15 protein-coding genes are annotated in these 19013 nt (G+C 70.2%); 7 read left to right on the top strand and 8 right to left on the bottom strand.

Annotated elements, in window-relative coordinates; translation table 11 throughout:
- Positions 1-858, bottom strand: coding sequence for an SAM-dependent methyltransferase (locus HII28_RS10525; RefSeq protein WP_170025357.1), 858 nt, complete (start codon positions 856-858; stop codon positions 1-3).
- A gap of 277 nt (positions 859-1135) precedes the next feature.
- Between HII28_RS10525 and HII28_RS10520 the strand changes: the two genes are divergently transcribed.
- Positions 1136-2323, top strand: coding sequence for an aminotransferase class I/II-fold pyridoxal phosphate-dependent enzyme (locus HII28_RS10520; protein ID WP_346769266.1), 1188 nt, complete (start codon positions 1136-1138; stop codon positions 2321-2323).
- A gap of 242 nt (positions 2324-2565) precedes the next feature.
- On the opposite strand, the gene HII28_RS10515 is transcribed toward HII28_RS10520, so the two are convergent.
- Positions 2566-3882, bottom strand: a complete 1317-nt coding sequence (locus HII28_RS10515) for an aminotransferase class I/II-fold pyridoxal phosphate-dependent enzyme (protein WP_170025355.1) — start codon at positions 3880-3882, stop codon at positions 2566-2568.
- Between the two features lie 214 nt (positions 3883-4096).
- Between HII28_RS10515 and HII28_RS10510 the strand changes: the two genes are divergently transcribed.
- Together HII28_RS10510 and HII28_RS10505 are read left to right on the top strand one after the other, a co-directional pair.
- Positions 4097-5533 (top strand): FAD-dependent oxidoreductase, encoded by a 1437-nt coding sequence (locus tag HII28_RS10510; protein ID WP_170025354.1) that lies wholly within the window; start codon positions 4097-4099, stop codon positions 5531-5533.
- A gap of 310 nt (positions 5534-5843) precedes the next feature.
- Positions 5844-6680 carry an SDR family oxidoreductase gene (locus tag HII28_RS10505; protein ID WP_170025353.1) on the top strand — a complete coding sequence of 279 codons (837 nt, stop codon included), beginning with the start codon at positions 5844-5846 and terminating at the stop codon, positions 6678-6680.
- 143 nt (positions 6681-6823) lie between these two features.
- Here HII28_RS10505 and HII28_RS10500 read toward each other — a convergent pair whose 3' ends face one another.
- On the bottom strand, positions 6824-7639 hold the full coding sequence (locus HII28_RS10500) for an alpha/beta fold hydrolase (RefSeq protein WP_170025352.1): 816 nt from the start codon (positions 7637-7639) through the stop codon (positions 6824-6826).
- A gap of 80 nt (positions 7640-7719) precedes the next feature.
- On the opposite strand from HII28_RS10500, the gene HII28_RS10495 reads away from it, so the two are divergent.
- The 4 genes from HII28_RS10495 to HII28_RS10480 all read left to right on the top strand — a co-directional run bounded on the left by HII28_RS10495 (position 7720) and on the right by HII28_RS10480 (position 10756).
- Entirely contained in the window at positions 7720-8637 is a 918-nt protein-coding gene (locus HII28_RS10495; RefSeq protein WP_170025351.1) for an AEC family transporter, read from the top strand.
- Positions 8638-8688: 51 nt separating this feature from the next.
- Complete coding sequence (locus HII28_RS10490) at positions 8689-9438, top strand: HAD family hydrolase (protein ID WP_170025350.1); 750 nt, start codon at positions 8689-8691, stop codon at positions 9436-9438.
- Positions 9439-9531: 93 nt separating this feature from the next.
- Positions 9532-10365, top strand: a complete 834-nt coding sequence (locus HII28_RS10485; protein ID WP_170025349.1) for a phosphosulfolactate synthase — start codon at positions 9532-9534, stop codon at positions 10363-10365.
- A complete protein-coding gene (locus HII28_RS10480) occupies positions 10358-10756 on the top strand; it encodes a VOC family protein (protein ID WP_170025348.1) in 399 nt (132 codons plus the stop codon). The genes HII28_RS10485 and HII28_RS10480 overlap by 8 nt, the downstream gene beginning before the upstream one ends.
- 53 nt (positions 10757-10809) lie before the next feature.
- On the opposite strand, the gene HII28_RS10475 is transcribed toward HII28_RS10480, so the two are convergent.
- The 5 genes from HII28_RS10475 to HII28_RS10455 form a co-directional block, all read right to left on the bottom strand.
- Positions 10810-11364 carry a hypothetical protein gene (locus HII28_RS10475; protein ID WP_170025347.1) on the bottom strand — a complete coding sequence of 185 codons (555 nt, stop codon included), beginning with the start codon at positions 11362-11364 and terminating at the stop codon, positions 10810-10812.
- A 267-nt stretch (positions 11365-11631) separates the two neighbouring features.
- Positions 11632-12315 carry an ABC transporter ATP-binding protein gene (locus HII28_RS10470; protein WP_170025346.1) on the bottom strand — a complete coding sequence of 228 codons (684 nt, stop codon included), beginning with the start codon at positions 12313-12315 and terminating at the stop codon, positions 11632-11634.
- On the bottom strand, positions 12312-13553 hold the full coding sequence (locus HII28_RS10465; RefSeq protein ID WP_170025345.1) for an ABC transporter ATP-binding protein: 1242 nt from the start codon (positions 13551-13553) through the stop codon (positions 12312-12314). The genes HII28_RS10470 and HII28_RS10465 overlap by 4 nt, the downstream gene beginning before the upstream one ends.
- Positions 13550-15958 (bottom strand): FtsX-like permease family protein, encoded by a 2409-nt coding sequence (locus tag HII28_RS10460; protein WP_170025344.1) that lies wholly within the window; start codon positions 15956-15958, stop codon positions 13550-13552. Before HII28_RS10460 ends, HII28_RS10465 begins: the two co-directional genes overlap by 4 nt.
- Complete coding sequence (locus HII28_RS10455) at positions 15955-18720, bottom strand: FtsX-like permease family protein (RefSeq protein WP_346769326.1); 2766 nt, start codon at positions 18718-18720, stop codon at positions 15955-15957. Before HII28_RS10455 ends, HII28_RS10460 begins: the two co-directional genes overlap by 4 nt.
- Between the last annotated feature and the right edge of the window lie 293 nt (positions 18721-19013).

Below are 19013 nucleotides of genomic sequence, written 5' to 3'. Positions count from 1 at the left end.
CTACCGCGCCGGACGCGTCGCCGTCACGAAGCCGCCGCGGTCGCCCGAGGTCGTGCCGGTTCCGTCGAGCGAGAGCGCGCGGGAATAGAGGTGCTCGAGTTCACGGATCGTCGTGCGCGCGGTATGCCATCCGGCGTCGGCGAGGAGCGCGGCGGGATCCGGCGGACTCGAGCGCGCGAGCACCTCGTCCATCGGCAGCCCGGTGAGGCGGCTATAGGTCTCGAGTCGCTCCTCCGACGCCTCTGACGCATCGAGAGCTGTGGCCTGCTCGATCACGGCACGCGATCCTGGTGCGGACAGGTGCACGATGTCGTCGACGAGCGCGCGCTGGTCGTCGGCGCCCAGGTACGGGAGCAAGCCCTCGAGGACCCACATCGTCGGCGCATCCGGACGGAAGCCGCTGCGCACGAGGTCCGCGGCCCAGGGCTCGGTGACGTCCGCGGCGAGCGGCACGCGGTGAGCTCCGGATGCGACGCCCGCCATCGCCGAGGACATGAACGCCCCGACCTCCGCCGAGTCCAGTTCGAACACCGCCGCACCGTCGAGCGACGGCAGACGCCAAGCCCGGGGGTCGAGTCCGCTGCCCAGGATCACGACCTGATCGAGCCCGGCGTCGGTCACCTCGTCGTCGATGAAACGCGTGCGGAGGCCGACGTAGACGGCGCTCAACAGCAGGGACTGCTCGAGCGGATCCGCCGCCACCGGATCGTCCGGCCAAGCCTGCGGAAACGGGAGACCGGCATCCGCAAGGCGCACGAGCTCTGCCGCATACGGATCACGCACCAGCGCATCCGAACGGGACGACTCCAGCGCGCGTCCTGCCGCGACGGCAACGGCCGTCTTGCCCACTCCATCCATGCCAACCTCCGCCGACCAGTCTCTCCGGGCGAGGAGCGCGACCGTGCCGTGTTCGCAGCCAGCGGATGCCCAGGTCGCGGCTTGCGGTCCGTGGCCGTGAGGACGGGTGCTCGGTTCCTCTCCGTCCCCGAATGCGCAGCAAGCGTGCCTTGCTGATCGACGCGGAGCAGTGTTCGCACCGGGACGGATGCCACGTCGTCGTAACGCGGCGACTCGCGAAATGGGCCGTCGACGCCGTGCGGGTTACTCTCGATCCCACCTGATCGAGAGACCCAACGTGAGCCAGCTGTCCATTCGCCCCATCGCCCGTCTGCGTACCGAGCGCAGCAGCATCAAGTGGCGCCGCTACGCGCCCGACGTGCTGCCGCTGTTCGTCGCGGAAATGGACTTCGAGCCGTGCGGGGCGATCGTGGATGCGGTCTCGCTGGCGCTGGCATCCGGCGACACCGGTTACCTGGACGGTCCCGGCCCGCTCGCACCGGCGTTCGCCGAGTTCGCGGAGCGATCGTGGGGCTGGCACGTGAATCCGGATCGGATCCACCTCGCCACCGACGTCACGGTCGGCCTCGTCGAGACCCTGCGCGTGCTGGTCCCGCCGGTCGGCGCTCGCGTCGTGCTCACCCCGCCCGTCTACGCCCCGTTCTACGAGATGGTCGGCGAGGTGCAGGGCAGCGTGGTCGAGGTGCCGTTGGTGGAGGCATCCGAATGGTCGCTCGACCTCGAACGCCTCGAGCGCGTCTTCGCTGAGGGCGTGGACGCCATGCTGCTGTGCAACCCGCAGAACCCGACGGGGCGATGTCACTCGCGCCAGTCGCTCGAGGCGCTCGCCGAGCTCGCCGCACGGTACGACGTGCCGATCCTGAGCGACGAGGTGCACGCGCCGCTGAGCCATCCGGACGCGGTCTTCACCCCGTTCGCTCCCCTTGCCGAGGCGGCGGGCGTGGAGAGCTTCACGGTCACCAGCGCCAGCAAGGCGTGGAATCTCGCCGCACTGAAGTGCGCGTGGATCGTCGCGGCCGGCGAGCGTGCGGCCGATGACCTGACGAGGCTTCCGGAGGAGGTCGCGGCGCGCACGAGCATCCTCGGGCTGCACGCGAGCATCGCCGCGCTCGACGACACGGAGTGGCGGGATGCCGCGCTCGCCCAGATCACGGCCAACGTCGACCTGCTCGCCGCCGAACTCGGCGAACACGTTCCGGAGGCGCGTCTGGTGCGCCCCGACGCCGGCTACCTTCTCTGGCTGGACCTGCGGGATGCCGGCCTCGGCGACGACCCAGCCGCCGTGCTCCGCGACGTGGGACGCGTCGCCTTCAACTCCGGCCCGACGTTCGGCACCGGAGGTGCGGGATTCGTGCGTGTGAACCTGGCGTGCGACCCGTCGACGATCGTCGAGGCGGTGCAGCGCATCGCGTCCGTGGTGCGGGCGCGGCGCCCGCTGGAGCTCGCGGAGGCGGCGGCGCGCTGATCCGTCGCCCAAGCGCCGCCGCTGCTGAGCGCCGCGCCCGCGCATGTTCCGCGGCTGCACTCGCGCGCCGCTCCCGTGCGTGAACCGTCTAGCGCTCACAACCTGCCGTGCTCGTGCGCCGCTTTTACGCGCGAGTTCCGAGCGCCGCGCGTCGCCTCCGCAGTCCCCTCGAGACGTCGAAGAGTGCGCTCCTTCTGCGAAAGGAGCGCACTCTCTGACGTTTCGATCCCGGGCGGATCCGCTCAGGACGCTGAGGCGACCGCGTTCAGCCCGCGCTCGAGGTCCTCGACGATGTCGCGGGCGCTCTCCAGACCGATCGACAGGCGGATCAGCCCCGGCGTGATGCCGGCAGCCAGACGCTCTTGCTCGGTGAGCTTGAGGTGGATCGTCGAACCGAGGTGGATGGCCAGCGTGCGCACGTCACCGATGTGCGTCATGGGCGAGATCAGCTGCAGGGCGTCGATGAAGCGGCGCGCGGCATCCCGTCCGCCCTTCAGATCGATGGAGACGATGGATCCGGGGCCGAGCGGCAGGTAGCGGTCGGCGAGCTCGCGATACGGGCTGGATGCCAGCCCCGGGTAGAACACGGTCGTCACCTCAGGCCGGCCCTCCAGCCACTCGGCGACGTGCTGCGCGTTGGCGACGTGGCGCTCCATCCGCAGCGACAGCGTCTCGATGCCTGCCAACAGCAGGAACGTGCTCGTCGGCGGCACGGTCGGGCCGTACTCGAGCACGACGACGGAGCGCAGGTAGGCGCCGAACGCGGCATTCCCGAACCGTTCGACGAACGCGCCCACGCCCTCCCGCGGCGACTCCGACAGCTGCGGGAACCGCCCGCTCGCCACCCAGTCGAACCGTCCGCCGTCGACGACTGCGCCGCCGATCACTGCGCCGTGGCCGGCCAGCCACTTCGAGGTCGAGTGGATGACGACATCCGCTCCGTGCTCGATCGGACGCTCCAGGTACGGGGTCGGCACCGTGTTGTCGACCAGCACTGGAACCCCGTGCGCGTGGGCGATGCGAGCCAGCCGCTCGATGTCGACGACCTGGCCCAGCGGATTCGGCAGGCTCTCGGTGTACAACGCCTTCGTGGTCGGGCGGATGCGCGCGACCCACTCGTCGTCGCTCGCGTCGTCGGCGACGTACTCCGCCTCGATGCCCTGGCGTTTCAGGATTCCGCGGAACATCTCGTTCGTGCCTTCGTACAGCGACTGCGTCACGAGTACGTGGTCGCCCACGCCGGCGAGCGCCGAGATCGCCACAGCGATCGCCGCCTGCCCGCTCGCGACGACGATGCCGTCGACGCCGCCCTCGAGGTCGGCGATGCGCTGACCGGCGACGTGGTTCGTGGGGTTCTCGTTGCGCGAATACGCGCGTCCGCCGCGGCCCGCGAAGCGGTCCTCACCGTCGTCGAAGCTGTCGAACACGTATCCGGCGGTCTGATAGATCGGGGTGACCCTGGCGTTCGTCTGCGCGTCGATCACGCTCCCCGCGTGGATCTGGCGGGTCTCGAAATCGGCGCGGCGGGCGTCACCCGGGCGACAGTCAGGTTCGGACATGGAGACACCCTAAGGGGACACGGTGTCGCGGGACGCATCGAGTGACGGGGTGTGACGGTGCGGCACGCGGCGATCGAGGCGTCTGCCGTATTCAGGACATGGCGCGACTTGTCGACCCAGCGCCGACAACGGGTCGCATGTCCTGAATACGGGCGGACTGGGTCGGCACGCAAGGGACCTCCCGATCCGAGGCCGACTCGGACAGACTGAGCCCATGGCATCCGAACGCGAAGAACCCTCGACAACTCCGGCGTCCCCTTCTCTCACCGTCGACCTCGCCGTGATCGGGTTCGGCAAGGGCGGCAAGACCCTCGCCGCGACGCTCGCGAAGGCGGGCAAGCGGGTCGCGATGATCGAGCAGTCGGCGCAGATGTACGGCGGCACCTGCATCAACATCGGGTGCGTGCCGACGAAGGCGCTGGTCTATCGGGGCGAGCATCCGGAACTTCTCGGCGACGCAGGCGGAGAGCCCGCGGATGACAGCGCTCGCTGGACCGCCGCAGTCGGCGCGACGAGCGAGTTGACCGCCCTGCTGCGCGACAAGAACTTCGCGATGTTGGACACGCCGGACACGGCCACCGTCATCACCGGATTCGCGACCTTCGTCGATCCGCACACGCTGCTCGTCGCCGCGGGCGACGATCGCCTCACCGTTCACGCCGACACGATCGTGATCAACACGGGCGCCGTGCCGGCGATCCCGGACATCCCCGGGCTGCGCGAGAGCTCCCGGGTCGTGACGAGCACAGAGCTGCTCGCACTGCCGCAGCGACCCGACCGGCTCATCGTGCTGGGCGGCGGATACGTCGGGGTCGAGTTCGCCTCGATGCAAGCCGCGTTCGGCGCGGAGGTCACGCTGATCCAGCGGAGCGAGCGGATCCTCCCCGCCGAGGATCCCGACATCTCGGCGCGCATCACCGTGCTGCTCGCCGAGAGCGGGGTGGACGTCATCACGGGTGCGGCCCTCAGCGGGGTCGCAGATGGAGAGGATGCGACATCCGTCAGCTTCACACGCTCCGACGGCGTCGCCGATTCCGTCGACGGCGACCTCGTGCTCGCGGCGCTCGGACGCCGGCCGATGACCGACGGCCTCGGGCTCGACGCGGTCGGCATCGAGACGGATGCCCGTGGCGCTGTGGTCGTCGACGAACACCTTCGCACGAGCATCCCGCGCGTCTTCGCGGTCGGTGACGTCAACGGTGGGCCGCAGTACACCTACGTCTCGCTCGACGACTACCGGATCGTGCTCGACCAGCTCACGGGAGCCGGCATCCGCTCCACCGCGGATCGCGTTGCCGTGCCGCACGTCGTCTTCACCACGCCGCCGCTGGCCCGCGTCGGCCTGAACGAGCACCAGGCGCACGCAACCGGGCGTGCGTTGCTCACGGCGACGCGCGAGGTGGAGGCCATGGCGACGGTGCCTCGCGCCCGCATCGTCGGCGACACCCGAGGCGTGATGAAGGCGGTGGCGGATGCCGCAACCGGCGAGATCCTCGGCGTCACCGTGCTCGCGCACGACGCCCACGAGGTGATCAACACGGTGGCCGTCGCGATGCGGTTCGGGGCCACGGCGACGCAGCTGCGGGACGGGATCTACACGCATCCGTCGATGACGGAAGCGCTCAACGATCTGTTCGGGGCGCTGGCGTAACGTCCGGCCGATCGTCTCGGGCGGAGGAGGACGCACTCTCGCGCGGAGGAGGACGCACTCTCGCGCGGAGGAGGACGCACTCTCGCGCGGAGGAGGACGCACTCTCGCGCGGAGGAGGACGCACTCTCGCGCGGAGGAGGACGCACACTCGCGCGGAGGAGGACGCACTCTCGCGCGGAGGAAGGCGCACACTCGCGCGGAGAAGCGCGCACCTTCGGGCGGAGGAAGAGGCACCCTCGGGCGGAGGAAGGGGCACCCTCGCGGAGGGTATCCGCGCGGCAGCAGCATGCCGACCGACGACAATAGAGGCATGGCACGAACGGTTCGAGGCGCACGCATCCTGATCACCGGCGCTGCGAGCGGCATGGGCAGGCTCTACGCGGAGCGGGCCGTGCTGGAGGGCGCCAAGTCGGTCGTTCTGTGGGACGTGAACAAGGCATCCCTCGAGGAGTTCGCGGAGGTCCTGCGCGCCGTCGCCGAGCCCGGCACGGCGGTGTACACGTACGCGGTCGACCTCGGGGAGCTCGGCGCCATCGCGCAGACCGCGCACAAGGTGCGCAGGCACGCCGGCGATCCGGACATCGTCATCAATAATGCGGGCATCGTGCGGGGCGCTCTGTTCTGGGAGCACGACAACGGCGACGACACCCGCAAGATCATGCAGGTCAACGCTCTGGCGCCCATGTACGTGACGCGGGAGTTCCTGCCGGCGATGATCGAGGATTCGTACCGCGCCAAGCGCATCGTCAACATCGCGTCGGCCGCGGGGCTGCTGTCGAACCCGCGGATGAGCGTGTACGCGGCATCCAAGTGGGCGGTCGTCGGGTGGAGCGATTCGCTCCGGCTGGAACTCGAGCGCGAGGACCACACCAACGTGAAGGTCACGACGGTGACCCCGAGCTACATCGACACGGGCATGTTCGAGGGGGCGCGGGGTCCGCTCCTCACGCCGATCATGAAGCCCGAATACGTCGTGGACCGCGTGTGGGATGCCATGCTCGCCGGCCGTCCGATGCTGATGCTGCCGAAGTCGGTCGGCCTCGCGAAGGCACTCAAGGGCATCCTGCCGACGCGAGCATGGGATGCCATCGCCGGCCCGGTCTTCGGCGTGTACTCCTCGATGGACGACTTCGTCGGCCGCAGCTGACACCTCCCCGCTGGTGCCGTCGCAACGGTTCGCAGCACTCAGGGTTCGGAGAGCTCCCGCAGAGCTTTGTGCGCGAGGCCGGTGGTCTGCCCTGAACCGCGCCATCCGGCGCGACAGCCGGTGGATGGCAGTGCGCCTCGGCCTTACAGCCCGTGCTCCGCGAGCCAGCCGGTGAGCACGGCGTTGAACTCCTCCGGATGCTCCACGCTCGGCAGGTGCGCCGTGTCGCTGAAGATGTAGCCCTCTGCGCCGGGCACCGCGTCGATGAGGAAGGCCTGCGAAGCCAGCTCGAAGGAGAGGTCGAACTCGCCGACCGTGGCGAGCACGGGCATCCGCAGGTCGGCGACGCGGTCGTAGGCGGGTGGCTCGAGCGGAACGGAGACCGGCGCCTCGGCCCTGTGCACGATGTTGGGACGGTTCAAGGCGTAGGCCGTCTCGACGAACGCCGGGTCGAGGGTCGACTCGTCGCGGCGCGGACCGACCACCCACAGTGCTGTCTCGAGGCGCGTCATCCGCTCCCAGTCGGCATCTTCGTAGGCGTCGTCGAGGCCGTCGAACGCCGCGTCCTCCTCGTCGGTGAGCTCGGTGTCCGGAAAGCCGCTCGGACCGGATCCGACCGTCGCGACACCGGTGACCGTCTCCGGCGACTCGAGCGCGAGGTCCAGCGCGATGCGTCCGCCACGGGACGCCCCGACGACCGTCGCGCGCGTGACACCGAGGTGCTCGAGAACGTCGCGGGCGTCATCCCTGTCGCTGAACTTCACATCGTCGGTGCGGGTCTGGCCGAAGCCGCGGGTGTCGAAGCGCACCACATAGTGGTCTTGGGCGAGCGCGGGCACGAGCGGGTCCCACATGCGCAGAGTGGCGCATCCGGCGTGGATCAGCAGCACGCACGGAGCGGACGCCGGCCCATCGGCCTCGTAGTACAACTCGGCCCCCGGCACGCTCAGGTGTGGCATGGGTTCGAGCCTACGGTGCGCCGATCGCCTCGGCCAGGACGCGGTTCGGATGCACGCGTCGGAGTCCATAGGCTTGTCGGGTGGCGGGTGTGCTGATCGGATTCGGGATCATCGCCTTCGTCATCCTGGTCGGCTACCTCGCCGGACGCTTCGGCCTCGGCGGACCGTCGACGGGATACGTGCTCAACCGGGTCGCCTTCTTCATCGCGAGCCCGGCGCTCCTGTTCACCGTGCTCGTGCGAGCGGATCTGCACGACGTCTTCTCGGCCAACCTGCTCATCGCGGCGGTGTCGGCTGTGATCGCGGCCCTGGCCTTCGTGGTGGTCAGCAGGCTTTTCTTCCCTCGTCCAGCACCGGAGACCACGATCGGCGCGCTCGGCGCCGGATACGTCAACGCCAACAACATCGGTCTTCCCGTCGCCTTCTACGTGCTCGGCAACGGTGCACTAGTCGCGCCCGTCCTGCTGTTGCAGCTCATCGTGTTCGCGCCCGTCGCGCTGGCGGTTCTCGACATCACGTCGCACGGCCGGGCCTCCTGGCGCAGCGTGCTGATGCAGCCGGTGCGCAACCCGATCATCCTGGCATCGGTGCTGGCCGTCCTGATCGACCTCACCGGCTGGCGGATTCCGGATGCGGTGCTCCAGCCCCTCGAACTCATCGGGGGCGCCGCGGTTCCGCTGGTCCTCCTGGCGTTCGGCATCTCACTGCGCGGGGCCCGACCCCTGCGGACAGCACACGAACGGATGCCGATCATCGCTGCATCCGTGGGCAAGGTGGTGCTCATGCCGCTCGTGGCGTGGGGCGTCGCCCTCCTGCTCGGGCTGCACGGTCACGCGCTGTTCGCGGTGGTCGCGCTCGCAGCCCTTCCCGCAGCCCAGAACGTGTTCAACTACGCCAGCCGATACCAGCGCGGCGAGGTCATCGCCCGCGACACCGTGCTGATCACGACGATCGCGTCGCTTCCGATGCTCCTGGTGATCTCGGCACTGCTGGCGTGAGCCCGGTGCCGCTCCGCGTCGGGCATGCAGCGGCGGTGAAAGGATCGAGGCATGCCCGATTCGACCAGCGGTCCCGGCCGCATCGCTGATGCCGTCATCCTCGACATCGGCGAGACGGTCCTCGACCGCACGCGCGAGTACGCCGCCTGGGCGCAGTTCTTCGATGTTCCGGCGCATACGTTCTCCGCCGTTTTCGGCGCGATGATCGCGCGCGGCCGCAAGGTAGCGGAGGTGATCGAGTACTTCGGCGCGACCACGGGCGTCGCCGGTGGCCGCGGCGAGCGCAGCGCCGGTGGCCGGTCCACCTCCGGACCCTCCTACCCGGAACTTCTCACCGCCCGCCGCGCCGCCGGGCTGGACGTCGGCATCACCGAGGACGATCTCTATACGGATGTGCGGCCCACCCTGGCAGCGCTCGCGGCGCGGGGAATCGTGGTCGGCATCGCCGGCAACCAGCCGTCCAGCACGAGCGACCGTCTGCGAGCCCTCGATCTCGGCGCCGCGTTCATCGCATCCTCGACGGACTGGGGCATTGCGAAGCCTCATCCTGACTTCTTCCGGCGTGCCGCCGCCGAGGCGGGCGCCTCCCCGGAACGAACCGTCTACGTCGGCGACCAGCTGCGCAACGACGTCGTCGCACCACTGGACGCCGGGCTGCGCGCGGTGCGGATCCGAAGGGGACCGTGGGGCCTCATCGAGCACGACGAGGCCGTCGAAGCGTCGTGCCTTGCGGTGGTCGACTCGCTCGCCGAGCTCCCCCGCCTGCTGGAAGGTGCTGCGGAATCCGCACCTGAGGCATAGCTTTACCTGTGAGAAAGCACAGACGGCGCGGCCAGGGTAGTCCGCACGTGCCGCCCCGATCCCCTCTTCACGGGTGCACGGGAAGGAGTCGCGATGCTGGAAACCTCACTCCGACTGCCGCTCAGGGAGGCGAAGCCGCGCACGCGCGGCCGCACGATGATGATCGACGGAGGACTTCCGACCGCGCAGTTCGTGGACACCGTCGATAGCCACAGCGACCTGGTCGACGTCGTCAAGTTCGGCTGGGGCACGGCCCTGGTCACTGCCCAGTTGACGTACAAGATCGATGCGCTGCTGGCCAATGGCGTGGACTTCTACTTCGGCGGCACCCTGTTCGAGAAGTATGTCTCGCAAGGCATGTTCGACGAATGGCGTCGCTTCGTCGATGAGTACGAGGTGCGAACGGTCGAGATCTCCAACGGCACGATCGCCCTCTCGAACGAGCGCAAGGCGGACTACATCGCGCGCGTGGCATCCGATTACCGCGTCTACAGCGAGGTCGGCTACAAGGAGTCGGAACGTTCGGAGACCATGCGTCCCGAGCTCTGGGTCCGCTACATCAACGAGGACCTCGCCGCGGGCGCGCACACGGTCATCACTGAGGCGCGCGAGAGCGGCAAGAGCGGCATTGCCCGTTCCAACGGCGAGCTGCGATACGGCCTGATCGAGGAGATCCTCGAGTCCGGCGTGGACGTGGACCGCCTCATGTTCGAGACGCCGACGAAAGACCTGCAGAACTACTTCATCCGTCGCGTCGGACCCAACGTGAACGTCGGCAACATCGCGCACTCCGACCTGGTGCCGCTGGAGACGCTGCGCCTCGGGCTGCGCAGCGACACACTCCTGGCGCTGGACGCCGCCATCGACCCGTCGTTCGACCCCGCCACCGCCACCGAATCCGCACTCCGAGGAGACATCCATGCGTGAACCCCGCGACGCCTTCCATCTCGCCATCCCGGCCAAGGACCTCGACGAGGCGTACGACTTCTACGTCAAGGGTCTCGGCTGCAAGCTGGCGCGCCGCTACGACGACCGCATCACGCTCGACTTCTTCGGCGACCAGGTGGTGTGCCACCTCTCGCAGAACTACGACCCGAACCCGAGCATGTATCCGCGGCATTTCGGCGTGACCTTCCGGGACGCGGATGACTGGCGCCGCCTGGTCGCACTGGCGCGGACCCGAGAGCTCGAGTTCTTCGTCGAGCCGTTCCACCGGTTCGAGGGCAAGGTCGAAGAGCACGAGTCCTTCATGCTGAAGGACCCTTCGGGCAATCTGCTCGAGTTCAAGTACTACGCGGACCCGCGGATGATGTACTGACGGGTTCGACCGCCTCCGGACCACAAGTGGGCGCAGCTCGCGCCCACTCCGGATCAGTTCATGCAGTCCTTGGTGGCCGCGTCGACGTAGGCCGTGATCGATGGGCCGAGATCCGTGCCGGCGCTCGCCGCCGTCGTGGTGACCGTCTGGCGCAGCGTGGCGAGCGTCGAGGTCTGATCGGCGGTGAGGATCGGCGCGCATCGCTTCGCGATGGCATCCGCGAAGTCCGTGAACGACTGCGGAATCTCACCTGCCGCCCGGTTGGTCGGGGTGCCGCTCGGGCCGCTCGTCACCCCAGCCCAGAGCTGCTGCAGGGAGGCCTGGTCGGCAGTGAGCGGCTGATTCTTGGCGGTCGGCGCAGGCGACGGACCGAGCACGCCGGGCTTGAGCGGCGGAATGGTGTGCATCACGCCCTTCGACTGGCTGTCCGCCTGGGCCGCGGACTGGCCGTCGGTCTGCGCAGCGACCGGCGTGCTGGCGGGCGTCGCGCTCGCGCACGCGGCGAGGAAGGACGCGAGAGCGACGCCGGTCAGCATCACCGCGACCGGCGCAGCCGGCCTGGTGCGTCGAGTCCGGACTCGACCCGTCGGATCCTCGTGATGCGGCATCCCGTGTTCCTTCCGTGCGTGTGCGAAGTGTCGTTTCAACGTAGAACGCGGGCCGGCACCGACGAGGCTCGACGTACGCACGACAGCGCACGGTGCAGCCGACGCTCGACAGTACCGCGGTAGGCGCTGGGGTCGTACGACCTAGGGCACCCTGCAACGCCAAAGCGAGAACAGCGGGTGTCGCCGAGAACAGCAGGAATCCTGCTGTTCTGGACGCGAGAGCGCGGACTCTGCTGTTTTCGGTGCACGGGCGGGCGCCGGTGGGGCTCACGACTCCGCGATGCGGCCGTCGTGCATCTGCAGCACGCGGTCCGCTCGCGCGACGACGACGGGATCGTGGGTCGTCACGACGACGGCCGACTCGCCGGATCGGGCCAGCCCGTGCAGCACGTCGGTGATGGTCGCCGCCGTGGCGGAGTCGAGGGATCCGGTCGGCTCGTCGGCGAGCACGATGCGGCGCGGACGGACGATCGCCCTGGCGATCGCGACGCGCTGCTGCTGGCCGCCGGAGAGCTGGTCGGGACGCTGCTTGGCTTGATGACCCAGCCCGACGGCGTCCAGGGCGTGGGCGACAAGGCGGTCGCGCTCGCGCGGATCCTCTCGGGTGAGCCGGAGCGGGACCTCCACGTTCTCGGCGGCCGTGAGCGCGCCGAGCAGGCCGAAGTCCTGCGGGATGGTCGCGATGTCCGATCGTCGCAGACGGGTCAGTTCGGCCTCGGAGGCGGATCCGAGATCGAGTCCGAGCGCCTCGACCCGGCCCCCCGCTGGACGCACCAGGCCGGCGAGGAGCGACAGGAGCGTCGTCTTGCCTGCGCCTGACCGGCCGCGCACCACGACGAACTCGCCGGGCCTCACCGCGAGATCGACGTCGGCGCAGGCATCCACGGTCTGGATGCCGCTCTGGAAGCGTCGCGACGCCCCCTCGGCGACGAGGATGGGTTCGCCGTTCATCGGTCGTCGTCCTCGGAGTCGTCAGGTGTGTTGGCATCGGCAGGTACCGATGCCTCGTCGGTCATCGCGTCGCCGGCGGTGGCTGCTCCGGCGTCGGGAAACGCCGCGTTGCCCGCTGCGCCGCGACTCTCGTTTGCGCTCGCCTTGCGGTGCTTGGGCGCAGCCCCGCTTCCGACCGCGGGCGCGGTTGTGCTTTCGGACGGGCCTGCCGCTTCGGTCGCGGATGGAGGCGCGGCACTGGCGGCGGGCTGGGAGACGGACGCGGGCGCCGACGTGGATGCTTGGCCGGAAGGGGGCTCGCCCGTGCTCGGGGTGTGCTCCGCGTAGACCCCGATGTGGTCGTCGTGCAGTTCGAGCCGGGCGCGATCCCGGATGCCCAGGTGCGACACGTACTCCTTCGGCAGCTGCATGCGTCCGACCGAGTCGACGACCGTGAACTCCCGGGCCGGGAGCCCCGTGCCCAGAAGGTCGTCGTCGCGGAGCACTTCGCTCGAGATCCGTCCGTCGCGAATCTGGATGGTGCGCCCCACGTGCTCCGACACCGTGGCGTCGTGCGTGACGATGAGCGTCGTGGTGCCGAGCTCGCGGTTCACGCGTCGCAGGATCTCGAGCACATCGGCGCTCGTCGCGTCGTCCAGCTCGCCGGTCGGCTCATCCGCGAGCAGCACTGACGGCTCGTTCACGAGTCCGACCGCGATCGCCGCACGCTGCCGCTGGCCCCCGGAGATCTCGGCCGGCCGCCGGTCGGCCACCTCGCCGAGCTGCAGCAGGTCGACGAGGTCGTCGGTGCGCGCGTCGCTGCGATCCGCACTGCCCAGCGACCGGGCCAGGTGCAGGTTTTCGGCGACGGTGAGGTATGGCACGAGGTTGCGCTCGGTCTTCTGCCACACGAACCCGACGACGCGGCGCCGATAGTGCAGCCGGTCGGAGCGGCTCAGCGCGTGCGCCGGCATCCCGGCCACCGTCGCGGTGCCCGCCGTCGGCTTGTCGTGCGCCGAGAGAATGCCGAGCAGCGTGGACTTGCCCGACCCGGATGCCCCGACGATCGCCACCAGCTCGCCGGAGGCGATGTCGAGGTCGAGGCCCTGCAGAGCCTGCACCTCGACGTCTTTCGAGGCGTAGATGCGCACCAGGCCGCGGCACGCGATGGCGCCGCCTGCTCGGCGTGCGTCACCGGGACCGGCTGGGGCGGCGGATGCCTGTGCCCGCGCGGTTCGCGCCGCTGATCGTGACGTCATGCCTGCCTCCTTCTGGCGGCCTTCGAGTCGGCGGTTTTCGAAGAGGCTGTCTTCGAGTTCCCACCGGATGCGGCGCCTCGCCCTGTCCTGTCCCCGTCGCCCCGCGTCGCCCGGCGATCGGCCAGTGCCGGCACCACGCCGGCGGCGATGGCGAGCAGGAGGATGGATCCCGCAGCCGCGAGGATGGGAACCCAGCCGATGACCACGGTCGCTGCGGATCCGGATCCGGTCGCAACGATCGCGGGCAGCGTCGGGATCGCGATGAGCACGCCGAGCGCGCATCCCACGACGACGCTGACGATCGCGACGGGAACCGTCAGCCACGCGGCGACGACTCCTGATGCCGAACGGTCGAAGCCGAGGGCGCGCATGGTGACGGTCCGCAGGCGTCGGGAACGGGCATCCGCCACCGATGACGCAGCGAAGGCGGCGGCAGCGCATACGATGCTCAGCACGATGCCTGCGATCGTGATGCCGAGCAGTCCCGGCACGATGATCGGGGCGGTGCTCGACCGGCTCGACGCGGTCGTGTCGCCGGTCGCGACCGTGACCCCCATGGCGCTGGTCACGAGCACCACGGAGAGCACTCCCATGCTCGTGGCGACGACGGCGGCGGTGACCATCCAGGCGACGCCGCTCGTGGCCTTCGCCTCGGTCAGGCCGACGAAGGAGGCGGCCCTGCCTCGTGCGGGAAGGCCGCCGCGCAGCAACCGCACGAGCCGAGGGAAGAGTCGCAGCACGACGGCGGCGCCGGCGAGTGCGAGCAGCAGAGGCGTCAGGACGACGAGCGGATCGACGGACGAGTCGCCGCTCGCCGCGCCGCCCTCGACGACGACGACCAGGGCTGCGGCCGCGAGGACGACGAGGGCCACCTGGCCGATCCAGCTGAGTCGTCGCGCCGCCGATTTCGCGGCAGCCGGGAGTCCGTCGGCGGCCAGCACGAAGCATGCCGCCGCAACCGGTGCGATGAGGGCGCACACCGCGACGGTGAGCACCTCCCGGGCGCCGAACGCGAACGGGACGGACGGATGCACGCCGACCGGAATCGCCACCGACGCGATCCCGGCGACGCCTCCGACGAGAGCCGCCGGAACAGCCGCGACGGCCAGCTCGGCGGCGGTCAGCGAGCCCAGTGTGGCGAGTGAGGCGCCCCTGGTGCGCATCAGGCTGCGTACGGATGCCCGCGACCCCACGAGGAGTCGCACCGTGAGCAGCAGCGTCAGCAGCGCCACGCCGGCGGACGCCGCCATCGTCAGCGCAACGATCGACGACGAAGCGAGCGCCGTCACCGAGAACGCGGAGAGGATCGCCGGCAGCGACGAGGACAAGCGCAGCACGTGGCCGTCCTGGGTGCCGTCGTTGATGGGCGCCGGATTGGCGAGGAACAGCTCGAGTCCGGTCTGCAGGTCGGACAGCGTGGAGAGCGCGACGGCGTTTCCGTCCACAGGGAACCAGGACTCGATGCTGTTGCCGGGGAACTGCCCACCGACATCGCCCCACGAGTCGGAATCCACCCAGATCACGGCCCGGCGGAACTGCTGCCCGTCGTTGTCGGTCTGCACGACGAGACGCGCTCGCGTCGTGTCCAGGGACCAGTAGTCGCTGTCCGTCTGACGCGGGCGGATCGTTCCCACCAGCTTCACCACCCGGTCGAACGGGGTGTGGGAGATGTGCTGCGTGTCCCCGAGGCGCCAGTGCAGGGCGCTTGCGGCGTCGGCCGTCATCACGACTTCCACAGGGGCCTTCGCCGAAGTGGATGTCTGAGGCCAGTGGCCGGAGACGAGTGCGGCATCCGCCTTCAGGTCCGGATACGCCTCGACGGAGAGGATCTGCCCGCCCGAGGGTGCGCCTGGGTTCTTCGACGCGGTGAAACCCGGGTCGAGTCCACCGCCCTGAAGGGGGCTGGCGATGCCGGAATACCGGCCGGATCCGACGATGTCCCGCAACTCCGACGGCATGCTCGACGTGGTGTGACGCAGGGTGGCGGGCATCGCGTTCCAGGTCGGCGCGATCGTGTACTCCGAGGTGATGGAGTTCGACGGGAGCCGGTGCTGAGCATCGATCTCGGAGATCAGGTCGCGCGACGGCGCGGATGCCGACGACACGGTGTGCCGCAGGTTGCCGTCGATGAGGCGCTCCGTGAGCCGAGGCGCTCCGACGGCCGCGAGCGCGATCACCGCAACGAGCACGCCGAGCACGGTGAGCCTGGCCGCCTGATCGCCCAGTGAGCGGCGGAACAACGAACGGTCGCTCGGAGCGCGACGGGACGACTTCGCGCGTGCACGTGTGCGTGACGATCGGGTGCGTGATGATTCGGCGGCCGATGCCGTGGAGCGGTTCTCCTGGCTGTGCGGGTCGAGCGTCTCCGTCGCTGCGGAGGACGCGGATGCCCGTTCCCCGCTCACGACACTCCCCCCAGCAGGTCGTTCGTGCCGTCAGCGCCGCGTGAGCCCTCGGCTGCTCGTCGTGTGAGCCGATACTGTCCGGCGAGGAGACCGGCGACGGCGACGGCGAGTGCACCGACCAGGATCGCGAGGCCGAGCCCGTCGATCGCGATGCCGACGGGCAGCGCATCGGGTGCGGCCGGCGCCGACGTGCGTGCGACGGCCGGAGCGATCAAGGGGGTGGCGAGCATCCCTGCCAGTCCGCCGGCGATGAGCGCGAACGCGACGGCACCGCCGGACTCAGCGACCCTGATGCCGGCTTGGCGTCTCGACTCGACGCCCAGCGTGCGCAGCACCTCGATCTCCGGTCGGCGGTCGCGCTGCAGCGCCGCCACGGTGGCGGCCACCGTCAGCGCGGCGAACGCGGCGGCTCCGGCGGCTGCGAGCCACAACGCCGTCGCAGATGCCCGCACGAATCCCGCCTCGAGCACAGTAGACGGCCGGGTGATCGTCACGCCGTGGAGGCCCCAGCCCGCACGGTCGACGACGGGATCCGCCGTCCATGCCTCCAGCACGGTCGGCGGCTGCTGGGACCCGGCGAAGTACGCCGCCTGCAGTAAAGGGAGATCGGCGAGCATCGCCGCGCTGCCGCTGGTGCCGGGCACGACCGGGATGATCCGCGCGACCTTGGCGGTGAAGCTCGCCACCTGACCGTCGACCGCCGTCGTGTCGCCGACCTTGAGCCCGGTCTGGTCCGCGAGGCTCTGGCTGATCGCGACCGGTGCGCTGGCGGGTCCGACCGGCATCACACGCACCAGTTCGCCGCCGACGGACTCCGGATCCACCATGGGCAGGCCGGCACCGATCGTGGTCGTCGTGTTGGTCGAGGCCCGGTCGCCGAAGATGTCAGGGCGCGCCGCCCACTTCGCCGACGACGTGGCGACCGCTTTGCCATCCACTTTCAGGTCCTTCAAGGCGACGGTGACGTTGGTCGCGATGACGTCCGACTGCACGCCGACGTCGGCTGCCGCCACCGTCCACGGCCCGCCGGAGGGCAGTCGAACCGAGAGGGTGTTGTCGCCCCCGACGGGTGTCTGCGGCAGCGAGACGGGAGCGGCATCGCCGGCGGGATCGACGACCCAGAGCGTGATCGTCGCCGTCGGCGCAGACGCTGCAGGCGTGCCGGTCGCCCATGTGCCCGACGACTCCAGTGCCGCCGTCAACGTGGATCCGGACGTGGCCGCCGAGCCGAGGACGACGCCGGGCAGCGTGCGCGACGCGATGGCGGATTCGATGCCTGCCGAGTCCAGGCGGCGCTCGTTCACCGGGACGATCGTCGGCAGTTCGGATGCCCGCACCCCGACGACGCCGGTCGCGACGTTGCTGATCATGCCGGAAGAGCGCAGTACCGGCGCCACCGGCGCCGACGACGGATCCCCGCTCGCCGCGCGGCGAAGGCCCGCTGGCAGCAGGTCCTGGGAACTGGAGAGCAGCGGGTCGCCCGAGACGGTGATCCGGGCCGCTCCGCCGTTGGCGAGCCGTGCGGCGTCGTCGAGGAACGACTCCGAGGTTGCCGTCGCGCCCGCGGCGAGCGTCCCGGTGGCCACCGCCAGCGCGACGAGCAACACCGGGGCCGCGAGGATCCCCGAGCTCTGTGCGATCTGCCTGCCGGTCAGCGCGGTGCCGAGTTCCCGCCCGCGGGCGAGACGTGCAGCCACGAGACGTCCGAGGGGTGCGAGGAGCGCCGCCGCTACGGCGGCCAGGGCGCAGAGCACCACGGTGGGAGCGGCGAGGGCGAGCGGGTCGCGGATGAGGGATGCGGCATCCGCCGCCTCCTGATATCGCCAGGTGCAGATGGCGCCGAGCACGACGAGAACGATCGCGATCAAGCCCACCGTCGACGCGCCTCGCCGCCGTGCGTCGTCTCCTGCAAGCGGACGGACGGCGGCGGGCACGGCCGTCGCGACGAGCGCGAGCACAGCGAGCACCAGCGCCGCGAGCGGCGGGACGGCCACCTCGGCGACGCCGACGGGCAAACCGAGCAGAGGTGCGAGCGCGAGCTGAGCGACGAGCGCGCCGGCGATCACCGACGGCACCGCGACGGCCACGCCCTCGAGCAGCGCTTGACCGACCATGCGACCAGGGGATGCGCCGCGAAGCCTCAGCAGGCGATCCTCCGTCGTGCGCGCCACGACCAGGAGGTGCCCGAGCATGGCGACGGCGACTGCGCCGGCGACGGCGAGGATCCCGAGCGGCACCACGATCGTCTGCTCCACCACTTGCACCGCCTGCGCGATGGTGGCGATGGTCGTGGCGCCGGATCCGATCGTGGTCGCCCCGCCGGCAGGCGTGAGCGCGTCGTCCACGTTCGGTCCGAAGACGGTGAACCCGTGTTGCAGTGCGGCCAGATCGGAGGGGAGCACCTTCGACGCGACGGGCGTGACGGTCCAGCGCAGCGCGTCGCCCGAGGTCGTGCGTGCAACGTGCACGGGCGCGGATCCGAAGTCCCGCGCGATGACGGCATCCACATGATCGCGCTGCGCAGCGGTCACGCGAGACTCGTGCGCCGTCACGGTCTCCGAACGTTCGGTGAACGACGCGCTCGTCAGTGCGTGGCGCACTTCGGATGTCGGCGCCCGCCCCCACAGGCCGGCCGCGGCCGAGAGAAGCGCGGCCAGGACGAACACCGTGGCGCCGATCGCAAGGAGCAGGGGCCGGCGCCGCGCAGAACGCGCCCGCCAGAATGGCTCGCCGCTGATGGCCATCTCCTCGTCTCGGACCATCACGCGAGCAGGCAAGAGGTGGGCACCACTGCGGGGGCGATCAGGCAGAATCCGCCTGAGTCTAGCCCTCGGTCTAGGGACCGAAAACCCTTGCTCACCCGCGTGCTCAGGAGAGCGGACGCGCTTGTCTGCCGGAGCGCGTCAGGGCGCTCTGGTCCGGTCGGCGCGGGGCCGCACGAGCCGGTTCTGGGGCGGCGTCGTTCCGCGGTCCGGCCGTGCAAGAGGAAGCGTCGCGGCGGAGGCGCTTGTGGCCTCCAGGTAACCGACCGTCGAGACGACGGTCGGCGCTGGCG

This window comes from Planctomonas sp. JC2975, assembly GCF_012985205.1.
Classification (GTDB): Bacteria; Actinomycetota; Actinomycetes; order Actinomycetales; family Microbacteriaceae; genus Humibacter.
Note: the sequence above shows the minus strand (reverse complement) of the source record. Positions and strands in the feature narration are given on the sequence as shown.

What these genes read in the sequence shown, in the direction of transcription:
- HII28_RS10510 (WP_170025354.1), top strand. Translation starts at nt 4,097, where the DNA reads ATGGCATCCGAACGCGAAGAACCCTCGACAACTCCGGCGTCCCCTTCT.
- HII28_RS10485 (WP_170025349.1), top strand. Translation starts at nt 9,532, where the DNA reads ATGCTGGAAACCTCACTCCGACTGCCGCTCAGGGAGGCGAAGCCGCGC.
- HII28_RS10480 (WP_170025348.1), top strand. Translation starts at nt 10,358, where the DNA reads ATGCGTGAACCCCGCGACGCCTTCCATCTCGCCATCCCGGCCAAGGAC.
- HII28_RS10490 (WP_170025350.1), top strand. Translation starts at nt 8,689, where the DNA reads ATGCCCGATTCGACCAGCGGTCCCGGCCGCATCGCTGATGCCGTCATC.
- HII28_RS10455 (WP_346769326.1), bottom strand. Translation starts at nt 18,720, where the DNA reads ATGGTCCGAGACGAGGAGATGGCCATCAGCGGCGAGCCATTCTGGCGG.
- HII28_RS10525 (WP_170025357.1), bottom strand. Translation starts at nt 858, where the DNA reads ATGGATGGAGTGGGCAAGACGGCCGTTGCCGTCGCGGCAGGACGCGCG.
- HII28_RS10500 (WP_170025352.1), bottom strand. Translation starts at nt 7,639, where the DNA reads ATGCCACACCTGAGCGTGCCGGGGGCCGAGTTGTACTACGAGGCCGAT.
- HII28_RS10465 (WP_170025345.1), bottom strand. Translation starts at nt 13,553, where the DNA reads ATGACGTCACGATCAGCGGCGCGAACCGCGCGGGCACAGGCATCCGCC.
- HII28_RS10475 (WP_170025347.1), bottom strand. Translation starts at nt 11,364, where the DNA reads ATGCCGCATCACGAGGATCCGACGGGTCGAGTCCGGACTCGACGCACC.
- HII28_RS10515 (WP_170025355.1), bottom strand. Translation starts at nt 3,882, where the DNA reads ATGTCCGAACCTGACTGTCGCCCGGGTGACGCCCGCCGCGCCGATTTC.
- HII28_RS10470 (WP_170025346.1), bottom strand. Translation starts at nt 12,315, where the DNA reads ATGAACGGCGAACCCATCCTCGTCGCCGAGGGGGCGTCGCGACGCTTC.
- HII28_RS10505 (WP_170025353.1), top strand. Translation starts at nt 5,844, where the DNA reads ATGGCACGAACGGTTCGAGGCGCACGCATCCTGATCACCGGCGCTGCG.